Source organism: Alteromonas sp. ABD4_190 (assembly GCF_056160105.1).
Map to the genome: position 1 here is coordinate 359,014 of NZ_JBSWWN010000002.1, position 18,346 is coordinate 377,359.

Genomic DNA, 18,346 nt, shown 5'->3' on the forward strand with positions numbered 1-18,346 from the left:
TATAGGTTTGTAAGAATAACTAGGTAACAAAAGTTTAAACATTGATTAAATGTAATTAAATTTTATTTATTTCTACGTTCTAGTCGTACCTATGTCGCCAGTTATTAGCACTATCTATCGCTTCTAGTTATTGCACTAATTATTTCCACTGTAAGTATGAGCTCCTATATAAGACACCTCTGTTAACGAACGCGTTTTATCAAGGGGGAAGAACACCCACGGTAGGCGCTATCAGGCTACTAATAAACAAACCATATTCAGTTTCTATAGCGCCAGTTACAAAAGGGTAAGCGCCGCTTGGGTCTTGGAGAGATTGAAGTACCTTCCCACTGTCGCTAATTTTTAAAAGGTGCCCGTATGGTTCACCCTGTGGTCGCAGGAACTGTGGTAAACGTTGAATTATTTTACGAACAGAGGGTTTGTCTGATAACCCGTCCACTGGTGCTGAACGGGGTGAAGCAAGACCCAGATAATACCCGCCACCGGCGGCCTGGCTGATGTTGTCAGGAAAACCGGGTAAGTTATCTACCACCACTTCCACGCTTCCCTGTTGTGGACCTTTTAACCAGTAGCGCAAAACACGGTATTTTCCTGTCTCGTTAAATAAAACAGAGTCTTGGTCATGACTCATTGTTACGCCATTTGCGAATACTAAACCGTCTATCAATACCTTGCTCGAAGCAGTTAATGGATCGTACTCAATTAGCCTGCCATTCCCTTTGTGCTCTAGAATTTCTAGCAGGCTTGCCGAAAGCGTTCCGCCGTGGTCTTTTGCGGCAAACTTGGTTGTCGCGTCGGTAAAATAAACCTTTCCATTTTTAGCTATATCAACATCATCGGCGTATACCACGGGGGTATTCTCTACCTGATTGACCAGCGTTTTCAGTTCGCCTTTTTCATTTGCAATAAGTAACCCTCGGTGAGCATCAGCGATTAATAGGTTTCCCTTGTTATCGTATTCAAGACCAAGTGGGCGGCCGTTGGTATTAATCCATGAAGTAAATGACGTTTGCCCCTGTTTCATCAACAACACTGCGCCAGAGTGCGTTGCGGTGGCAATGGTTCCCGCTTTGTTTATCGCAAAATCCTCCGGTCCCTCTTCTCCTTCTATGTCAATATGCGAAAGATCTGCCAACCGCGAATTTTCTGTAAACGCGTTTGTAAAGCCACCGTTTTTCGGTGCTTGCCAACTGACGGGATCGATAGGTACCGGCCATAATAATAAATAGGCAAGAATTAAAATAAGAGAACCCCATAGCATTTTCATTCACGCACTCCTTGTATATTTTTGCTTACCTTAGCAAGCGAAGTTAACCTACTCTGCTTTCATTTTTAAATAGAACACTATTCACCAAAGCTTTAAGCGTTCCAGAAAGCTAAGCTAAATTCGCGTATTAGTACGCGCATTACAAATACGTAAGGCGGCATCCATATAAGCATGTCGCGCGTTTTTTAGTAAAACGCTGTTGGAGTACGTCATGACATTTTACGCAAAGCTACTGGGGGCTAAATATATTAAGCAGGTAGATAAGGAACTACGTGCAAGTCATGCTGGCGAAACTGGCGCCGTCTGGATATACCGAGGGGCCATGGTTGCTGAATTTATCTCTAGCCTATTTCGCATTAGTAAAAGCAAAGACGGTACAAAACGCTTTATAAGAGAGCACCTTGAAACGGAGCGTGCGCACCTTGCTATTTTTGAAAGTGAAATGCCACTGTTTAGGGGTAGCTTCATACTGCCACTATGGATAGCCGCGGGCTTTATAACCGGCTTTTTACCGCGCCTTTTTGGTCAGAACTGGTTTTTCTATACCATTTATTGCGTAGAGGAATTTGTTGATTTGCATTATGACGAGCAGTGTAAAAACATGTCGGCATTATCTATCCCCCCATCAAACGTGATAGAAAGGTTTAAACGCTGTCAGGAAGAAGAGCAGCACCATAGAGATGAAGCGTTAGCAATGATGACACGGCAACCATCTTTACTAATGAAGTTGTGGGGGCGCGCAGTAGAAAAAGGCTCGGCGTTTGCAGTTGCTGTCGCCAAATTGATTTAGGTTGATATTTGATGTTCAGGGAATGACCTGAGAAAACAACAAAAACAGCCACGCGGATAAAATCAGGACAGAACGCTACAACATGGGAAAGAAAATCAGGTTAAAACCATCAAAGCCATGTGACAACTGCGGTGTGGAAGCTGACACGCAATTTCGTATTCGCCAAAGTGAGACAGACGAATGGCGTATAGTGTGTAAGGCTTGCCAAACACTGGCAAAAAATAATGATGACTACATGTATGGCGGAACGTGGAAAAGAAAAAAGCGTAACTAAGGTGAATACATCAAGGGCCGAGTTAGCTGTACGTTCGCCCCTTGATAATTATTTTAAGGTTTATGCGTTAACACTCGTTCCTTGAACTTCTTCATTTGGGTCGTCGTTACTTCTGTCGCCTCAATTTACTTCGCTAAGGCCACCAACGACATTATAGCCGCTAACTTTCTCCGCACGTTTAAATAGCACAGTAGCGCGGTATAAGCTCCAGATCACGTACACAGCCATTGGAATATTTAGCTGAAGTGATGCAATAGAAAACGCAGCACCTTGATGTACGGCAGCATAAGTGGCTAGAAGTACAAGTACACTTAACCCAGATACCATCAGCCACACTGGCTTTGTCAGCGATTTAACTGCCACGGTCACAGCCGTATTGAATAACATTAGGCACCAGAATACTGCAATGAGTGAACCTGCAAAGAACATATCAACCACCGCGGTTAAGGCTAACGCACTGACACTTCCCCAGACTATGCTATACCAAAGCCGACTTGCCAAAGGTGGGTGTGCTTTTTTAGACAGCCAAATTTCCATTCCAGAAACGCAAAGCATAGTTAGCATTACGCCAAGAATAAAAAACAACCATTTGCTGGTCATGCCGGCAAAGTCGCCGAAATGTAAACGATACATGGCCCAGAATATTTGCTTACCCCATTCTCCATCTTCGTAACCAGCGTCACCAATGTAATTGCCCGCTGTATCGAAACGGTAGCCTTCAGCGTAAATCATCCTGTTAGGCGCTTTCGCATATATCTCAATAAACTGCTCTGGCTCGCCGACCTCGTGTACGGTTAAAAAAATTGGCGACTTTTCAGGCGCGAGCGTTTCCATTTGCGCGAAGGCTTTTCCAATAGCAGGTTTACCTTCTTGTGGGGCGATGACCGGGTCTGGCGTGAAAATTTGGTTTATTACCGCATCTCTATCGCCGCCATAGTTCACAGTGGCAACTAACACTAAAATAATACCGGCCAAACCAAAGTAAGTTCCTGTTATGCCAATCACTAAATGAAAGGGTGCAGCCCACAGACCAAAGCGGTTGTGCAAGTCAATCTGGGCTTGCTGGCCATTGCCGCCTCTTCTCAGTTTGAATGCATCTTTGCCAATTCGTTTATGGGCAATAATCCCCGTAATAACTAAGGTGCAAATGATAGCGCCTAAGGCACTGACTAAAATCATTCCCCAGCTATGTGGCAGGTTCAAATATAAATGCAGATCCACTAGCATTTGCGTAAAAGAAACACTTTCTTCTTCCAATAAATTACCATCGCTATCAGCAAAATAGGCTACATGGTCGTTTTCAACCACCAACCGTGGAATATCGGATGTAGGGAACACAACAAAAAGATGGTGAGACTCTTCGGTATGTTTAGCTAGGAAGCTATCCATCGCCTTTTCAATCGCCTGCGGAGAAACATTCTCCATCTCTTCAATATGTGGCTGCTCCCACCTTTCAAACTCTAGGTGGAATACGGCAACCGTTCCTGAAAGGCATACTAAGAAAAGCAGTACACTTAAAAAAACACCAACCCAAGTATGTGCATTTAATGCATTTTGTTTAGTAACTTTATCCATTGATATTCACCTACATGGGTAAGAAGATAAGTATTGGTACACAAGCCGCAGACAAGGCTGCATAAGCACCAATGACTTTAAATTTGTGAGCGGTAGCAAGGTAGTGATAAACGAAAAGCCCCCACAAAATTGGCAGTAGAACCGTACCCGTAGCTAACTGCCCTGCGATAGAAAATGGAAGCAGCGCACATACACCTAGCGTTATTAGAACGCTGACCACCAATAGAACAACCAGTACCATGAAATAGTTTGCAACATTCGCCAATACAGTACCTCTTGCAAAGTCAAAGCTTCTCGGCTGAGGTACGTTTCTGGGCTGTGGTAAAAACGTTTGATTTAATGCGATGAAAGGCCAGACAAGGATTGCAGGAATACATAACGCATATAACACGCCAAACTCCCAACCCTGTGCTATAGACCAGCATACCGCTGATGCTAGCCATACGACTAAGCCTAAATAAAGATAAGTTGACGCTTGCTCACGCCAACTTCTATAAACAACCCCTAAGGCCGCGAGTGTTAAACCACCAGCTGCAACTGAAAGCATGATCATTCCTTAAATGAATAAATAAGCGATGCGCTTCCTTCCCTTTTTTGGGTAGAACAAGGATAGTCACCACTTTATGTATAATTTAACAAAATTACACACAAATGATAACTAGTATCATTATTATTTCTTTTAATTTAAATGCAGCTTCTTATTAATGGTGAAAATTGGAATGAACTAGCGCAATAGAAGCAACTTCAATTAAAAAATAGCCCCCAGATATAAGGTAAAGTTAGCGCACAAAAAAAGCCGAACTAACTCAGTTAGTTCGGCTTTCTTTCATATTTAATTTAGACGCTACGTTCTCAGTGTATTATGCAGCTTCACTCTCGTCTTCAGTTTCAACCACTTCATGGCTAAGCAGATATTCAAAGGCTGCTAGTGATGCTTTAGCCCCCTCGCCCATTGAAATAACAATTTGCTTATAAGGTACAGTTGTTACGTCACCCGCAGCAAAGATACCAGGCTCGGAAGTATGACATTTGGTATCAACGATGATTTCACCATATTGCGTCATGTCTACCGTGCCTTTCATGAACTGGCTGTTAGGCACAAGTCCAATTTGAACGAATACACCAGCGAGTTCACGACTGTGTACTTCGTTAGTTGAACGGTCTTGATATTCAATCGCGTTCACTTTGCCATTCTCGGCCGTGATTTGGCGTGTAGCCGCATTTTTAATAATGGTAATGTTATCGCGCTTTTCTGCTTGGTCGATAAGTACCTGGTCCGCTTTAAGCTCTGGCATAAATTCAAATACCGTTACTGATTTTACGATACCAGCCAAATCTAGTGCTGCTTCAATACCCGAGTTACCACCACCAATAACTGCAACATCTTTACCTTTAAAGAAAGGGCCGTCACAGTGTGGGCAGTATGCTACGCCATTACCGATGTTCTCTTTTTCGCCTGGCACGCCAAGTTCTCTCCAGCGCGCACCTGTCGCTACAATAACAGTGCGAGTGCGGATCTGTTCGCCAGAGGAAAGCGTAATAGTTTTAATATTGCCTTTATCAATGCTATCAACACGTACGTGCTCTTTAAGCGTAATATCGTAATCGCGCACGTGCTCCATCAGGTTACCTACAAGCTCAGGGCCCGTTGTTTTAGGTACAGAGATTAAGTTCTCAATACCCATAGTATCTTTAACTTGGCCGCCAAAAGTTTCTGCAACAATGGCAACTTTAAGACCTTTACGCGCACTGTAAATCGCCGAAGCAACACCTGCTGGACCACCACCGATAACGGTTACGTCTTGAAGCGGTAATGCGTCGCCTTTGTTCGCTTCTTTAAGGCTAGGGTCACGCTCAATAAGTTTGTTGATAAGTACTGAACCATCAACTTTACCGTTCGCGAATAGCTCGCCATTAAGGTAAACGCTTGGTACGCCTTGAATGTCGCGCTCTTGGATTAGGTTTTGATACAGCCCGCCGTCGATCATTTCGGTCTTGATGTTTGGATTAATCAAAGCGAATTGATTAAGTGCCTGTACGACTTCTGGGCAGTTGTGACAGCTTAAGCTGATAAATACTTCAAAGTTAAGCGGCTCTTTAACTGCTTTAACCAATGTTTGAACACTATCATCTAGCTTAAGTTCAGTGCCTGCTGCATGCAGCATAGCAAGTACAAGAGAGTTAAACTCGTGACCACCTGGGATACCAGAAAAACGAATTCCCGTATCTTCACCGTCAGCTTCTAATAGGAAGCTAATAGCGCTGCGTAGTTCACCATTAGTTTCACGCTCTTCTACGTTTATTTTTTCGCTTACTGAAGCAATGTCGGACAGAAACTTCACAAGCTCTTCGCGCTTGCTATGTTCACCGGTCTGTACGACAAAGGTTACGTTTTTTTGCATTGTCTCAGCATATGATTTCAATGCTTGTAAAATTTCTTTAGTTAACACGGTTATTCTGCCTTATTTTCGACACGCCGATCCCCGCCAACCTTTTAAGGCTAACAACATAAGCGGAAATAGGAAATTAACATCAGGGAGTGGAGACCCACTCCCTACAAACTATCTGCCTAACACTTTTACTTACAGTTTATCCTGCTGTGCTAGGCACTAAGCGGTGCTGCTTAGATTTTGCCTACTAGGTCAAGAGAAGGTGCAAGTGTTGCTTCGCCTTCTTTCCATTTAGCTGGGCAAACTTCACCTGGGTTGTTAGCTACGTATTGAGCAGCTTTAACCTTACGTACTAAGTCATCTGCGTCACGGCCGATACCTTCAGAAGTGATTTCCATCGCTTGGATGATACCTTCTGGGTCTACAACGAATGTAGCGCGGTCAGCAAGGCCCATAGTTTCACGCATACAATCGAAGTTACGCGTGATTTCGCCAGTAGGGTCGCCAATCATTGCAAACTTGATCTTGTTGATCGTGTCTGAAGAATCGTGCCATGCTTTGTGAGTGAAGTGAGTGTCAGTAGATACTGAGAATACTTCTACGCCACGAGACTGAAGTTCTTCGTACTTATCAGCGATGTCGCCAAGCTCAGTTGGGCAAACAAATGTGAAGTCAGCTGGGTAAAATACGAAAACTGCCCATTTACCTTTAATGTCTTCGCTGCTTACGTCTACGAACTCGCCGTCTTTAAATGCAGTTGCTTTAAAAGGTTTGATAGCAGTATTAATCAATGCCATGTTTAATTCTCCATTTGGTTTAAATTTTCCGAACGCTAAATGCATGCGGATACAAACTTTACGTTTAATGTGTCGACATGGTTTTGCAGTTTTGTGAAGATATTCACTTATTGCGAAATCCATGTCTCTTGAAACTGGTGATAAGAATAGCGCGCATCACTTAAAAAAACTAATTGGTAAAAATGAATCGCTTAATCAGGTTATTGAATTGAACGATGAAAATAGAATCAACTAGCCGATATTTACGCGATACACCCCTGTTTTTAGCCTTAATATGAGCAGCGTGAGGAACATATGACGAATACCCGAATTCACCTTATTTCAAAAGAAATTAAGCGTACTGATAATCACGAACCATCGCGAAGCTTACCAAAACATATAAAAATGGCTACCAGCCCCTTTGTATTTTATCGAGGTAGCGCTCAGTTATTCTACGCAGATATCAAAGCGGGCCTGATTAATTTTCCCAAAGAATGCGACTCTATACCACTTACCAGCGTAATGGGCGACTGTCATACTTCTAATTTTGGTTTTCTTACAGAAGAAGGCTCTCACGGAGATACAGTCATTTTTTCTCCCAATGATTTTGATGATGCATGTGTGGGCAAAGCACAGTGGGACATACTTCGCTACCTCACCTCATTGCGACTAGCTCAGCTACACTGTAGCGGTATAGTGGAAGGTAAGTATTCTGGGCAAGACATAGATACCATTAAACCCGTAGTCACTCATCAGCAAGTTATTAGCGCGCAACACGTTTTTATTGAGCACTATGTGGAAACCTGCGACCGTGTAGTAAAGAATGCCAAAGTGCTAAACGAGGCGATAGACTACAGTCCCGCTAATGTGCCAAGTAAGCTAACAAAACTTTATAAAAAAGCAAAAGCCCGTAGTGCGGGCGGCGAGGACTTTACAATTAAAAGTGCGCTTGCTAAAGCGGTGAGTTTTAACGGCACGACGCTGGGCTTTAAACCCAACAGTGAAAAGTTCGCCCCTCTAAGCGAAGACGAGTATAAAACATTACACGACGCGTTTGCTCCTTACATGGACGATTCTATCGTTGATATCGTTAAACGATTGAACGCAGGAACTGGATCCGTGAATATGGCGCGCTATTACTTTTTAGTCGGGCCGTCTAAACCGCACAATGAAAAGAGTTTCGCGCATTGCCATATTGTAGAAGTTAAACAACAGCGTGTTGCTGCACCTATTCATTATTTCCCTACCGTTAACCCTGTCAATCGTCTAAACCCCGCCCACCTCACCGCACGTTGCCAACGTCGAATGCAAAGAAAACCAGATCTTGTTCTGGATGAGGTCAAATTCGAAGGCGCTCACTATCTCATTCGCTCCAGACACCACGCTAAGGTAGGTATCGATCCTCAAGATATAGCAATGGGCAATAAGGCCCTTAACGGGGGCTTTGAATATTTTGCACAACTATGCGGTTATAGCTTGGCATTGGCGCATTGCCGTGGAGACAGAAGAAGCACAAGGTTTGCCCAATCAGCCTCTACCGCATTTTCTCAATCAAAAGACCTGCTTGTGAAAATAGCAAATCTTTATGCAGATCAAGTCGTTGACGATCATGCTCTATTCTCCCGCCATATAGAATCAAACTAAAACAAAGCTTGATTGTAATAAAGCGTAATAAGCGCCCACAAAATGGCTATAGCGTTATTTAAAGGTTAGGTAAGGCTAAAAAAGTGATTTAACAGTATAAGTAAGTTTACTTAAACTTCCTATGCTGTTGATTTACTTAAGCTATTTTAAAAACAGCTTGAATAAGATTAAGTTATTTCTATTAATCATAAACTTCCCTACGGTAGAACAAGCAATACGAAAATTGCTCGTCACAGGGTGCGCTGCTCAAGCAGACTTTACAACAAAAATACTAGTACCTGTGATTTAAAAAATAATGAAACTACAAAGGGAAAATGACGTGAGAACATCATTAACTTTACTATCTGCAGGAATAATCTCTGCACTTTCTTCTACCGCTATTCAAGCCAACGATTTAGTTATTAGTGGTGTTATTGACGGGCCATTAAGTGGCGGTGTTCCAAAAGCTGTAGAACTTTTCGTTGTTAACGATATTGCAGACTTATCTACCTATGGTATTGGTGCAGCGAACAACGGTGGTGGAACAGATGGAGAAGAGTTCACCTTCCCAGCTGGCACGTCTGCAAGCGCTGGCTCTTACATCTACGTAGCATCAGAAATTGATGGGTTTACCGCGTTTTTCGGTTCTGCACCAGACTACGATACATCTGAATTAGGAATTAATGGTGACGATGCTATTGAGCTTTTCAAAGATGGCAGCGTTATTGATACGTTTGGTGATATCAACACCGACGGCAGCGGCACCGCATGGGAATACTTAGATGGTTGGGCATACCGTATGTCGGGCCAAACGGCTAATGGCGGCAGTTTCGAAGCGTCTAACTGGACTTACAGTGGTGTTGACGCGCTTGACGGTTCAACCACAAATGCAGATGCAGCCAGCCCCTTCCCTACTGGCACCTTCACCACTGAAGGCGGTGGTGAAGTTATTGAAGAACCAGAAGAGCCTGCCATTGAGCTAGGAATGTGCGGCGATGATGCAACACTAATAAGTGCAATTCAAGGCAGCGAAAGTAGCTCTGCTGAAGTTGGCAATAGCCATATTGTCGAAGCTATCGTTACTGGCACCCGTGCTGATGGTTTCTTTATACAAGAAGAAGCAGCGGATCACGACGGTGATGAAAACACATCTGAAGGTTTGTTCGTAGACGGCAGCGTCGATGTTGCCACCGGTAACGTCGTTCGCCTTTATGGTGAAGTAGAAGAAAACTACGGCATGACGACCCTTACCTTGGATAGCGATGTTGCTGCACTTGATTGCGGCACCGCAGATGCTGTTGCGGCGGTAGAGATCGCTATGCCGTACGAACTTGACCTTGAATCGGTTGAAGGTATGGTTGTTAGCGTGACTGACGCGACAGTAACAAGCACGAACAACCTATGGCGCTTTGGTGAGATCGTTGTTAGTGACACAATTAAACGCCAACCAAGCGATGTGGCAGCGCCATTGTCAGATGCTTACACAGCCGCTGTTGAAGCAAGCGAAACAAGTCTGCTTACAATTGAAGATAACAGCAGTTCTCAGTACCCAGATGCTTTGAGTTTCTTCCCTACTTTCAGCTACGCTAATGCTATTCGCATTGGTGATTCGGTTTCTGCTGCAGGTCCACTAAACTACAGCTTTGGTACTTACAGAATTAACCCTAGCGACATTATTGAAGTCACTTCAACCCGTGAAGCGAACCCTGTTGTAACAGAAGGCAACTTATCAATTGCAACTTTCAACGTGCTTAACTACTTCAACGGTGAAGTGGACGCTAACGGCGATGTAACCTTCGATTATGACGAAAACCGTGGTGCAGATGACGCAGTAGCGTTCGAATTGCAACAAGGTCGTATCGTAGAAGCTATTGTTAACCTTAATGCTGACGTTGTTGGCCTAATGGAAATTGAAAACGATGGTTTCGGTGAAGATAGCGCTATTCAGGCACTAGTTAATGCTATTAATGCTGAGCTAGGTGAAACTGAACAGTACTCATTTATTGCCACTAGCGATGGTAGCGAAGTTGGTACAGATGCTATCACTGTAGGCCTGCTATACAAAGCTTCTGTAGTAACACCAGAAGGCGACGCTATTATTGTTGATATGCCAGTACAACAAATTGACGAAGATAGTCTTGCACAAATGCGCCCTAGCCTTCTTCAATCTTTTGTACACACTGAAAGTGAACAGTCGTTCCTAGTTTCAGTGAACCACTTTAAGTCTAAGGGTTCGCAGTGCGCTGAAGACATAGCCGAAGAGCCGTCTGAGATTACTACAATTCAGGGCAGCTGTAACGCATTTCGCGTATCGGCAGCCGTTACATTAGGTAATGCTTTGAGCGATGAAAATCTGCCAGAGCGTAAGATAATCTTAGGCGACTTGAACGCGTACAGTGCTGAAGATCCTGTGGCAGTGCTTACCGACTATACACCTGAAGCACGTGGCTACACCATAGCTACTGCGGTAAATACAGAAATGGACGAGGGCGCTTCTGTTGAAGTTGAATCTAGCTTCGGCTATCACAATTTAGCTGAAGAATTTGATGCAGAAGGCTTCTCGTATTGGTTCTATGGTACTGAACAAGTAGGTAGTTTAGACCACGTACTAGCAAGTGAAGCCATGCTTGAAGACGCTATTGATGGCGCTCACTGGAATATCAATTCAGTTGAAGCCTACCAGCTACAGTACGACCAAGCGCTTCGCTATTATGCTGATGAAGACGGCTATGCGTTCACTGACGTGGGTCCATTCAGAAGTTCAGACCATGACCCGTTTGTTGCAACTTTCGATCTTCAAGCAGAGGTTGTTGATAATGAAGAAGACGATAACGACAGCTCAGGTGGCTCAATGGGAGGAATTCTTGCTCTGTTAGCCGCAGCAATTGGCTTTCGCCGTCGTGCTACTGTTGCTAAAAAATAACAGAAGAAAGAATTAAATCCTTCTTAAAGTAAAAAAGCTGCCTTGAAATTCAAGGCAGCTTTTTTTTAGGTTTTCATTATGCCGTTGTGTATATGATTGGCGGCGTTTAAACTTTTATCTGACCCTTTATATTAGCTTCTCAAGCTTTAAAAACGGGCAACATTCCAAATTACGCTTTAGCGACAACCACGCCAACTAAATCAGCGGCATTAGTATCATCAACCTCAATACCAATTCGAGCGATATACTGGTCCCGTTTTTCCGCTTGGGTCGCCGATAACTCTTCAGCACAGAGTAATTTAGCAGCACGCTGCGCAGAGTTCATTTGTTCTTCACTAAGACCACTGTCTAAATGCATTTGAGTAATGACTTTAAGCAGGCTTAACGCGATTTGTTTGTCTTTTGGTGACAAGGTCAACGCCTGCTGCAAGTTGTTATATGCAGGGATAAGGCGGTTTTCTTTGTAGTTCACAGCCGCCATTTGTTTAAGTTCTTTTGTGGTAAACTGAATTTCGGTACGTTCTATTGATTCTTGGTTAAGGTACTCATTTACTACTTGTGAAGTAAAAGTATCACCCTCTATCTGCTTTCTCAGTTTATCTAAAATGCTGACACAGTGTTCACGCATGCCCAGCTCATGGAAGGCTTTCATCTTATCTAAACTATCTTCCATTGACAGTCCATCCGTAGACGCTGAGCGATCCTTCATTAACTTTTCAGCCTCACGTTTCTCATCTCTAAGACATAGTACTCGGGACTTAACCACATCCATTTGCTCAGCAAGCTGATTCTGCATGCCTTTCTGCTGCCTAAGCTCATCAAGCTCACTTTCGGCGCGTTTAAGGTACTTGTCACCTTCAGCATTACCTAGGCTTGTGGCCAAATCAATGGTTGAGCGAATAACATTAAGTGTCAGTTGCGGCGAATCGTGAATTGAATTTTTAGCAAACTTTGCCATATTCTGCACGGCAGAAAGCTGACCGGCTTTGTCGTGATTAAGTCTGGCGAGATCCCATAAACGCTTGTTGCGTTCAATATTTCGGGGAGCTAGTCGACTTGCCTCTTTCATCTGCTCGTAAGCAATATCAAACTGCTCTTTTTCAATGAAGTATTGTGCAAGCAAATCGAAGGTCAAGAAGCGTGTATCGGGCCGCTGGAGTAGATCATCAACCAATAACTGTGCTTCTTCTAGTTCATCTTGGCGCAATAACGAACGCGTGAGACCAATGTGAACCCACGCGTGGTCCATACTCTGAAGTAGCGTTCTAAAGTAGTCTTCTGCAGTTTCATAATCCCGTAACTGTAGTAGACAGTCACCAATAAGGCGTTTTATTCTGGTGTGGTACTCTGAAAGCGAGGGATCTTTTAGCTGTCGCTCAGCATAATACATCGCGGTTGAATAGTCGCCAGCATGCATGCAATGCAGCATTTTGTGAAGCTTTAATCGAACCTGTATAAGATACTCTAAACGCGCCTCTATCTTATTGCGCTGTAAAGGCTTAACCCAGAAGTCATCAGGCTGCAATTCTACAATACAATTAACGAGTTCAGGTGATGTCTCTGCACTGAGAAAAATAACTGTGGTAGTGTCGTTGATGTAATTGAGGTGCTTCAGTTCTTCAAAAAGGTGAAAACCATCTTTGTCATGACTAACGTTAAAGGCAAGCAATACAAAGTCATATTGTCTTGTTTCACATAATCTTTTTGCGTGGAATGCATTAAATGCACTACTTACATTTTTAATTCCAATTTCATGTAATGCTGATGCAACGACTTCGTGAACTAGCCCTTGGTTATCGATAACCAGCACATGTAGTTCTTCTCTTGGGGTGGGGGCAGGTATTTTTTCCAGCATTGACCAATCACTTCTTACATCTTTTCCCTAAGCGGCACAATGGCGTCAGGACGAGCTATTGTGGACAACACTATACTATCGTTGTGAAGTTACCATCAAAAACAAAGCTTGTTTACTTACCACTAAGCTTAACGGTCTACTCGTATTTCAGGTATGACTTTATCACAACAGATATATAGCAAATTCATATTATACATAAGTATGAGTTTTTGGATACTAGCGCGGTGGGTCGATGCTGTCATTAACACTACCGTTTACTCTATACCACCCTGCAACGGAATGGCGTGTTCTTACTGCTGGCAAAACTTCATGAGGGAATGCTTCACTAAGAAATACAACAAATGTTCCTTTTGCTGGTAGGACTTTTGTTCCTATTTGATCATTGTCATCCGAATACAGCACTAATTCACCGCCATCCGTCTCCTGCCAGCTTTCGTTTAGATAAGCAACAAGTGATAGCACCCTATTGCCCTGGCCTTTAAACGCATCTACATGGCGCTTGTAAAATTTACCCGGTTCATAACAAGCAAAATGACTTTCAAACGAAAAAAGCCCCATAAAAAGCGAACGGTTTATATATTGCTGCATAGCTTCACACCATGACAGCCACAAAGCGCCTTCCTTAGAGGAACCGGTAATCCAGCAAATTTCGTCTCCTCTTACTTTTTCAGCCTTCTGATAATTCTCTGCGCGACCAACGCCCGCTTTTCTATATTCAGCTTCAGAAATTTTATGCTGGCATGTCAAAAGTGCTTGTGTAATAAAATCAGGTAAACCATTCTTTTGAATAGAAAAGCCTGAAGTGATTAAGTCGTCGACGATGTTTTCAAATATGGCTTCATCAAAAACGTGTAGAGGCTGATACGACGCAAGTTGTTCTCTATTCATCAAACTCTTTTTACCTATGGGCAGTTAACTAATCGTAAAATTATTAGGAAGGTGTGGACGTAAAAAAAAGTAGCGAACTTATACGCGGCGTTGAGCCTTGTGGCAATCGCATAACCACACATTTTTCGCGCTATTTTTTTATCGATAAAAGAAAAATTATTTATCGTTTTGACGACTAAAGAATTCGCACGTTTCTTGCTAACCATTCTTTAATCAGTGCGTGAGCAAGCTGCGCTAAACAGAGGCTAAAACAATTACTAAAGAGCAATTAAATAAGCTCAATTTTAAATAACCTCAATTAGTAAGCCATGGTATGTATTTTAATGGTGCTGCTTAAAGCGAGCCCCCTTAGTACTTGTTATCTTCGCCTTTAGGGTAAGAACACGAGGGCTACATTTAACAGTTGAAAAAAACATTACTAGGCGTTTAAGTAGAAATATACATACAGTACGTATTAGAAGTATTTATCAAAAGCATTAGCAAAAAGAGTAACCCATGAGTCAAGACCAGACACAAATAGAAGAAACGGAACATCATCTAGACTTAAGAAATTTAAGACTAGATGACTATAACGACGTAAAAGCGTTAATGGATAACGTATACGCTAACGTTGGAGGCGCTTGGCCTTATTCTAACTACAAAGCGCAAGTCACTACCTTTCCTGAAGGACAAATATGCATTGAAGATAAAGGCAAAGTGGTTGCCTTCGCCATTTCAGTCATTGTCGATTACGACCAGTTTGGTGATAAGCATAGTTACGATGAAATAACCGGGGATGCCTATCTCACAACTCACGATCCAAACGGTGATGTGCTTTATGGCGTAGAAGTTATTGTTTGCCCAGAATACCGCGGCCTTCGTTTAGGTAGGCGGCTATACGAAGCTCGAAAAGAGTTATGTAGAAACTTAAACCTAAAATCGATTATGGCAGGGGGGCGCATCCCCAACTATAGAAACTATGCACATGAACTGTCGCCTTATGAATACATTGAGCAAGTAAAGCTTAAGGATATTTACGATCCAATATTAACGTTTCAGCTATCCAATGGCTTCGAGGTAAAGCAAGTAATGACTGCGTACCTCCCTGAGGATGAAGCATCGAAGGGTTATGCCACGTTACTTCAATGGCATAACATTTACTACGAGCCGGGCACGCCTTCTTTAATCGCCAGCAGGAAATCGAGTGCGCGTATAGGATGTATTCAGTGGCAGATGCGCTACTTCAACAATGTAGAAGAACTGCTTCAGCAAGTAGAATACTTTGTCGACGCTCTATCTGACTATTCATGCGATGTGGCCTTGTTCCCTGAATTTTTTAATGCCCCGCTTATGGGTCTTAGCCCATCCGATTCGTCCATCGACGCTATTTGGCATTTGGCTACCTATACTGATGAAATTTTAACTGCCGTATCGCACTTAGCCGTGTCGTACAATATTACGATTATTGCCGGATCTATGCCTGTGGTAGAAGAGGAGCTGCTGTATAACGTAAGCTATATATGTAAACGAGACGGAACGATTGAAAGCCAGTACAAACTTCATCCAACCCCTCATGAAAAAGAGGACTGGATAATGAAGGGCGGAAATAGCCTTAAGACCTTTGATACCGACTTCGGGAAAATCGGCGTTCTAATTTGTTATGACGTGGAATTTCCAGAGCTAGCACGCATTCTTTCCGACCAAGAGATGCAGATTTTATTCGTGCCATTTTGGACAGACACAAAAAATGGTTATTTACGCGTTCGCCGCTGTGCACAAGCAAGGGCTATCGAAAATGAATGTTATGTGGCTATTGCAGGCAGTGTTGGTAATCTACCTAAGGTGGATAACGTGGATATCCAATATGGGCAGACAGCCGTGTTTTCACCCAGTGATTTTGCGTTCCCTCACGATGCTATCGTGTCAGAGACTACACCAAATACCGAAATGACGCTGATTGTTGATTTAGACCTCGACAAACTCACCAAACTGCAAAATGAAGGCTCGGTACGAAACTACCTTGACCGACGCCGTGATCTTTATCGGGTTGAGTGGATTGGCGATAAAAACTAACTAGGTTTTTATTAGTGAAAAGTGCTGGGGTTGGTCACATTCCAGCGTCTTTGGCTTCTGGGAAGTTAGCATTCTACATAAGCCATAGAATTTCCTTCGATTTAGCGATAACATGAAACTGCGCGCAAAAAATAATGGGCTCTCTTCTCTTTAAGAGAAGACATTTTGACGTCATGAAGAGAGCGCTACATAAAGAGATTATAAATTTACTATGGCAAATAATTCGAAAAACGATGAATTTCCAACCATTAGATTGGATGAAGAAGACCGTCGGGACTATCAGACTAAAAGGCAAGCCGCTCCATCAAAGACGACATCACCTTCGCCTTCCCCATCGGTAAACCGCCAATCGGCAAATAGCGGAAGCGGCAATGGAGTCTGGGTTGTTTTAGTTGCCTTGATTGCTCTAGCCGCGTGCGGAGGATGTTACTATTTGTATACCATGCTTGAGCAACAGAAGGCTGTGGCTGAGCAGGCCGAAAAGCGGATTATGCAGCTAGAGAACAAGCTTTCTGCAACAGGCGAAGAAATCGGCGAATCTACCGTTGCCCTACAAGTAAAAGTTACTGAATTATCGAATAAGACTAATGAGCTTTGGGAGCAAATGGACAAGCTTTGGGCTTCTGCTTGGCGTCGTAATCAAAAAGAAATTGCTGACCTTGGTGATCGCGTTGGCAACGTTCAGACTGCGCTGAACAAGAATGTCAGTGCCGTTGCTGATGATGTAAAAACCCAAGCTGCTGCAATCGGTTCTGTTAAAAATCAATTGGCATCACTAGCCGATGAACTACTTGCTGTGAACGTTCAACTAGAACAAGCCACAAGCGATAAACAAAGCGCTCAGCAGCGTGTGCGTAACATTACCGATAAACTATCAGTATTGGAGCAGCGCAACACAACTTTATCTGGACGCATTACCAGTTTAGAGAACGAGATCCGCGACATCGCCACAAAAGTAGTATCAAGCGGCAATGCTAGCGGCGGCGCGGGCTCACCTCCCTCACCTGCTGGCAGTTAAATTACCCACCATTGTTTGGCGTGTTGTTTTCAAGACAAACAGTACGACATAGCAATACCAGATAAATACAGAAAAAAGAAAGGGGTTAATCGCCCCTTTTTTTTTGTCGTGATACCATTACCGCCTTCCCAAAACTAAGACAGGACATACTGCGCAATGAGTGACCAAGCGCCTAAACGGTTAAACAAATATATTAGTGACACTGGCCTATGTTCACGCCGAGAAGCCGATAAACTCATTGAGCAAAAGCGCGTTACGGTAAATAACAAACCACCAGAGCTTGGCACTAAAATTGGTGCCGGCGATATTGTCAAAGTTGATGGAAAAGTCGTAGGTGCGGTAGCGAAGGACAAATCAGATAGGGTCTATATTGTATACAACAAACCGATAGGCATAACCTGTACTACCGAGCGCCATGTTAAAGGAAATATTATTGACGCTATCGGTCATAAAGCACGTATATTTCCTGTAGGTAGGCTTGATAAGCCTTCTGAAGGGCTCATCATACTCACCAGCGATGGTGATATCGTCAATAAAATATTGCGCGCTGAAAATGCGCACGACAAAGAGTATGAAGTAACGGTTAACCAGCCTATTAGTGAACGGTTTGTAAAGCGTATGGCGCGCGGCGTGCCCATATTAGGCACAGTCACAAAGCCTTGTGTTGTCAAACCAACCGGCAAAAACAAATTCACTATTATTCTTACCCAGGGACTCAATCGCCAAATACGCAGAATGTGCGAGTTTTTAGGCTACGAGGTCACCAAGCTTAAGCGAACGCGTATTATGCATTTGGAACTTAGCAATTTAAGGCCAGGTCAGTGGCGAAACTTAACTGAGCGTGAGCTGAAAATAATGCAAAATGCAGTTCGTTCTTCCACTAAAACTGCAGAAAAAGGCGATTAGAGTCATCAC

Annotated in this window: 14 protein-coding genes; 7 read left to right on the forward strand and 7 right to left on the reverse strand. The window is 43.3% G+C overall.

Annotation, left to right across the window (positions count from 1 at the left end; genetic code table 11):
• Positions 1 to 199 precede the first annotated feature (199 nt).
• Positions 200 to 1,267, reverse strand: coding sequence for a strictosidine synthase family protein (locus ACXAFM_RS19155; RefSeq protein WP_474835810.1), 1,068 nt, complete (start codon positions 1,265 to 1,267; stop codon positions 200 to 202).
• Positions 1,268 to 1,478: 211 nt separating this feature from the next.
• Between ACXAFM_RS19155 and ACXAFM_RS19160 the strand changes: the two genes are divergently transcribed.
• Together ACXAFM_RS19160 and ACXAFM_RS19165 are read left to right on the forward strand one after the other, a co-directional pair.
• Complete coding sequence (locus ACXAFM_RS19160; RefSeq protein ID WP_474835811.1) at positions 1,479 to 2,057, forward strand: demethoxyubiquinone hydroxylase family protein; 579 nt, start codon at positions 1,479 to 1,481, stop codon at positions 2,055 to 2,057.
• Positions 2,058 to 2,139: 82 nt separating this feature from the next.
• Positions 2,140 to 2,331, forward strand: coding sequence for a hypothetical protein (locus ACXAFM_RS19165; protein WP_474835812.1), 192 nt, complete (start codon positions 2,140 to 2,142; stop codon positions 2,329 to 2,331).
• Positions 2,332 to 2,451: 120 nt separating this feature from the next.
• Here ACXAFM_RS19165 and ACXAFM_RS19170 read toward each other — a convergent pair whose 3' ends face one another.
• The 4 genes from ACXAFM_RS19170 to ahpC form a co-directional block, all read right to left on the reverse strand.
• Entirely contained in the window at positions 2,452 to 3,906 is a 1,455-nt protein-coding gene (locus ACXAFM_RS19170; protein WP_474835813.1) for a PepSY-associated TM helix domain-containing protein, read from the reverse strand.
• Between the two features lie 10 nt (positions 3,907 to 3,916).
• The gene (locus ACXAFM_RS19175; RefSeq protein ID WP_474835815.1) at positions 3,917 to 4,453 is read right to left on the reverse strand and encodes a hypothetical protein; all 537 of its coding nucleotides are present in this window, start codon (positions 4,451 to 4,453) and stop codon (positions 3,917 to 3,919) included.
• Between the two features lie 313 nt (positions 4,454 to 4,766).
• Complete coding sequence (gene ahpF / locus ACXAFM_RS19180; RefSeq protein WP_474835817.1) at positions 4,767 to 6,356, reverse strand: alkyl hydroperoxide reductase subunit F; 1,590 nt, start codon at positions 6,354 to 6,356, stop codon at positions 4,767 to 4,769.
• Positions 6,357 to 6,529: 173 nt separating this feature from the next.
• Positions 6,530 to 7,087 (reverse strand): alkyl hydroperoxide reductase subunit C, encoded by a 558-nt coding sequence (ahpC, locus tag ACXAFM_RS19185; protein WP_425291745.1) that lies wholly within the window; start codon positions 7,085 to 7,087, stop codon positions 6,530 to 6,532.
• A gap of 300 nt (positions 7,088 to 7,387) precedes the next feature.
• Between ahpC and ACXAFM_RS19190 the strand changes: the two genes are divergently transcribed.
• Both ACXAFM_RS19190 and ACXAFM_RS19195 read left to right on the forward strand, forming a co-directional pair.
• On the forward strand, positions 7,388 to 8,716 hold the full coding sequence (locus tag ACXAFM_RS19190) for a DUF2252 family protein (protein WP_474835818.1): 1,329 nt from the start codon (positions 7,388 to 7,390) through the stop codon (positions 8,714 to 8,716).
• Positions 8,717 to 9,035: 319 nt separating this feature from the next.
• Positions 9,036 to 11,618, forward strand: coding sequence for an ExeM/NucH family extracellular endonuclease (locus ACXAFM_RS19195; protein ID WP_474835819.1), 2,583 nt, complete (start codon positions 9,036 to 9,038; stop codon positions 11,616 to 11,618).
• 169 nt (positions 11,619 to 11,787) lie between these two features.
• On the opposite strand, the gene ACXAFM_RS19200 is transcribed toward ACXAFM_RS19195, so the two are convergent.
• Both ACXAFM_RS19200 and ACXAFM_RS19205 read right to left on the reverse strand, forming a co-directional pair.
• Entirely contained in the window at positions 11,788 to 13,473 is a 1,686-nt protein-coding gene (locus tag ACXAFM_RS19200) for a response regulator (protein ID WP_474835821.1), read from the reverse strand.
• Positions 13,474 to 13,689: 216 nt separating this feature from the next.
• Complete coding sequence (locus ACXAFM_RS19205; protein WP_474835823.1) at positions 13,690 to 14,361, reverse strand: 2OG-Fe(II) oxygenase; 672 nt, start codon at positions 14,359 to 14,361, stop codon at positions 13,690 to 13,692.
• Between the two features lie 495 nt (positions 14,362 to 14,856).
• Here ACXAFM_RS19205 and ACXAFM_RS19210 point away from each other — a divergent pair, with 495 nt between their 5' ends.
• The 3 genes from ACXAFM_RS19210 (at position 14,857) to rluF (ending at position 18,337) form a co-directional block, all read left to right on the forward strand.
• On the forward strand, positions 14,857 to 16,413 hold the full coding sequence (locus ACXAFM_RS19210) for a GNAT family N-acetyltransferase (RefSeq protein WP_474807194.1): 1,557 nt from the start codon (positions 14,857 to 14,859) through the stop codon (positions 16,411 to 16,413).
• Between the two features lie 211 nt (positions 16,414 to 16,624).
• Complete coding sequence (locus tag ACXAFM_RS19215) at positions 16,625 to 17,431, forward strand: hypothetical protein (RefSeq protein ID WP_474835825.1); 807 nt, start codon at positions 16,625 to 16,627, stop codon at positions 17,429 to 17,431.
• A 156-nt stretch (positions 17,432 to 17,587) separates the two neighbouring features.
• On the forward strand, positions 17,588 to 18,337 hold the full coding sequence (gene rluF, locus ACXAFM_RS19220; RefSeq protein ID WP_474832040.1) for a 23S rRNA pseudouridine(2604) synthase RluF: 750 nt from the start codon (positions 17,588 to 17,590) through the stop codon (positions 18,335 to 18,337).
• The last annotated feature ends 9 nt before the right edge of the window (positions 18,338 to 18,346 follow it).

Bases quoted from the DNA above. Each gene is read 5' to 3' on its own strand.
- ACXAFM_RS19155 (WP_474835810.1), bottom strand. From the start codon at position 1,267: ATGAAAATGCTATGGGGTTCTCTTATTTTAATTCTTGCCTATTTATTA.
- ACXAFM_RS19175 (WP_474835815.1), bottom strand. From the start codon at position 4,453: ATGCTTTCAGTTGCAGCTGGTGGTTTAACACTCGCGGCCTTAGGGGTT.
- ACXAFM_RS19215 (WP_474835825.1), top strand. From the start codon at position 16,625: ATGGCAAATAATTCGAAAAACGATGAATTTCCAACCATTAGATTGGAT.
- ACXAFM_RS19200 (WP_474835821.1), bottom strand. From the start codon at position 13,473: ATGCTGGAAAAAATACCTGCCCCCACCCCAAGAGAAGAACTACATGTG.
- ACXAFM_RS19160 (WP_474835811.1), top strand. From the start codon at position 1,479: ATGACATTTTACGCAAAGCTACTGGGGGCTAAATATATTAAGCAGGTA.
- ACXAFM_RS19165 (WP_474835812.1), top strand. From the start codon at position 2,140: ATGGGAAAGAAAATCAGGTTAAAACCATCAAAGCCATGTGACAACTGC.
- ACXAFM_RS19210 (WP_474807194.1), top strand. From the start codon at position 14,857: ATGAGTCAAGACCAGACACAAATAGAAGAAACGGAACATCATCTAGAC.
- ACXAFM_RS19205 (WP_474835823.1), bottom strand. From the start codon at position 14,361: ATGAATAGAGAACAACTTGCGTCGTATCAGCCTCTACACGTTTTTGAT.
- rluF (WP_474832040.1), top strand. From the start codon at position 17,588: ATGAGTGACCAAGCGCCTAAACGGTTAAACAAATATATTAGTGACACT.
- ACXAFM_RS19170 (WP_474835813.1), bottom strand. From the start codon at position 3,906: ATGGATAAAGTTACTAAACAAAATGCATTAAATGCACATACTTGGGTT.
- ACXAFM_RS19190 (WP_474835818.1), top strand. From the start codon at position 7,388: ATGACGAATACCCGAATTCACCTTATTTCAAAAGAAATTAAGCGTACT.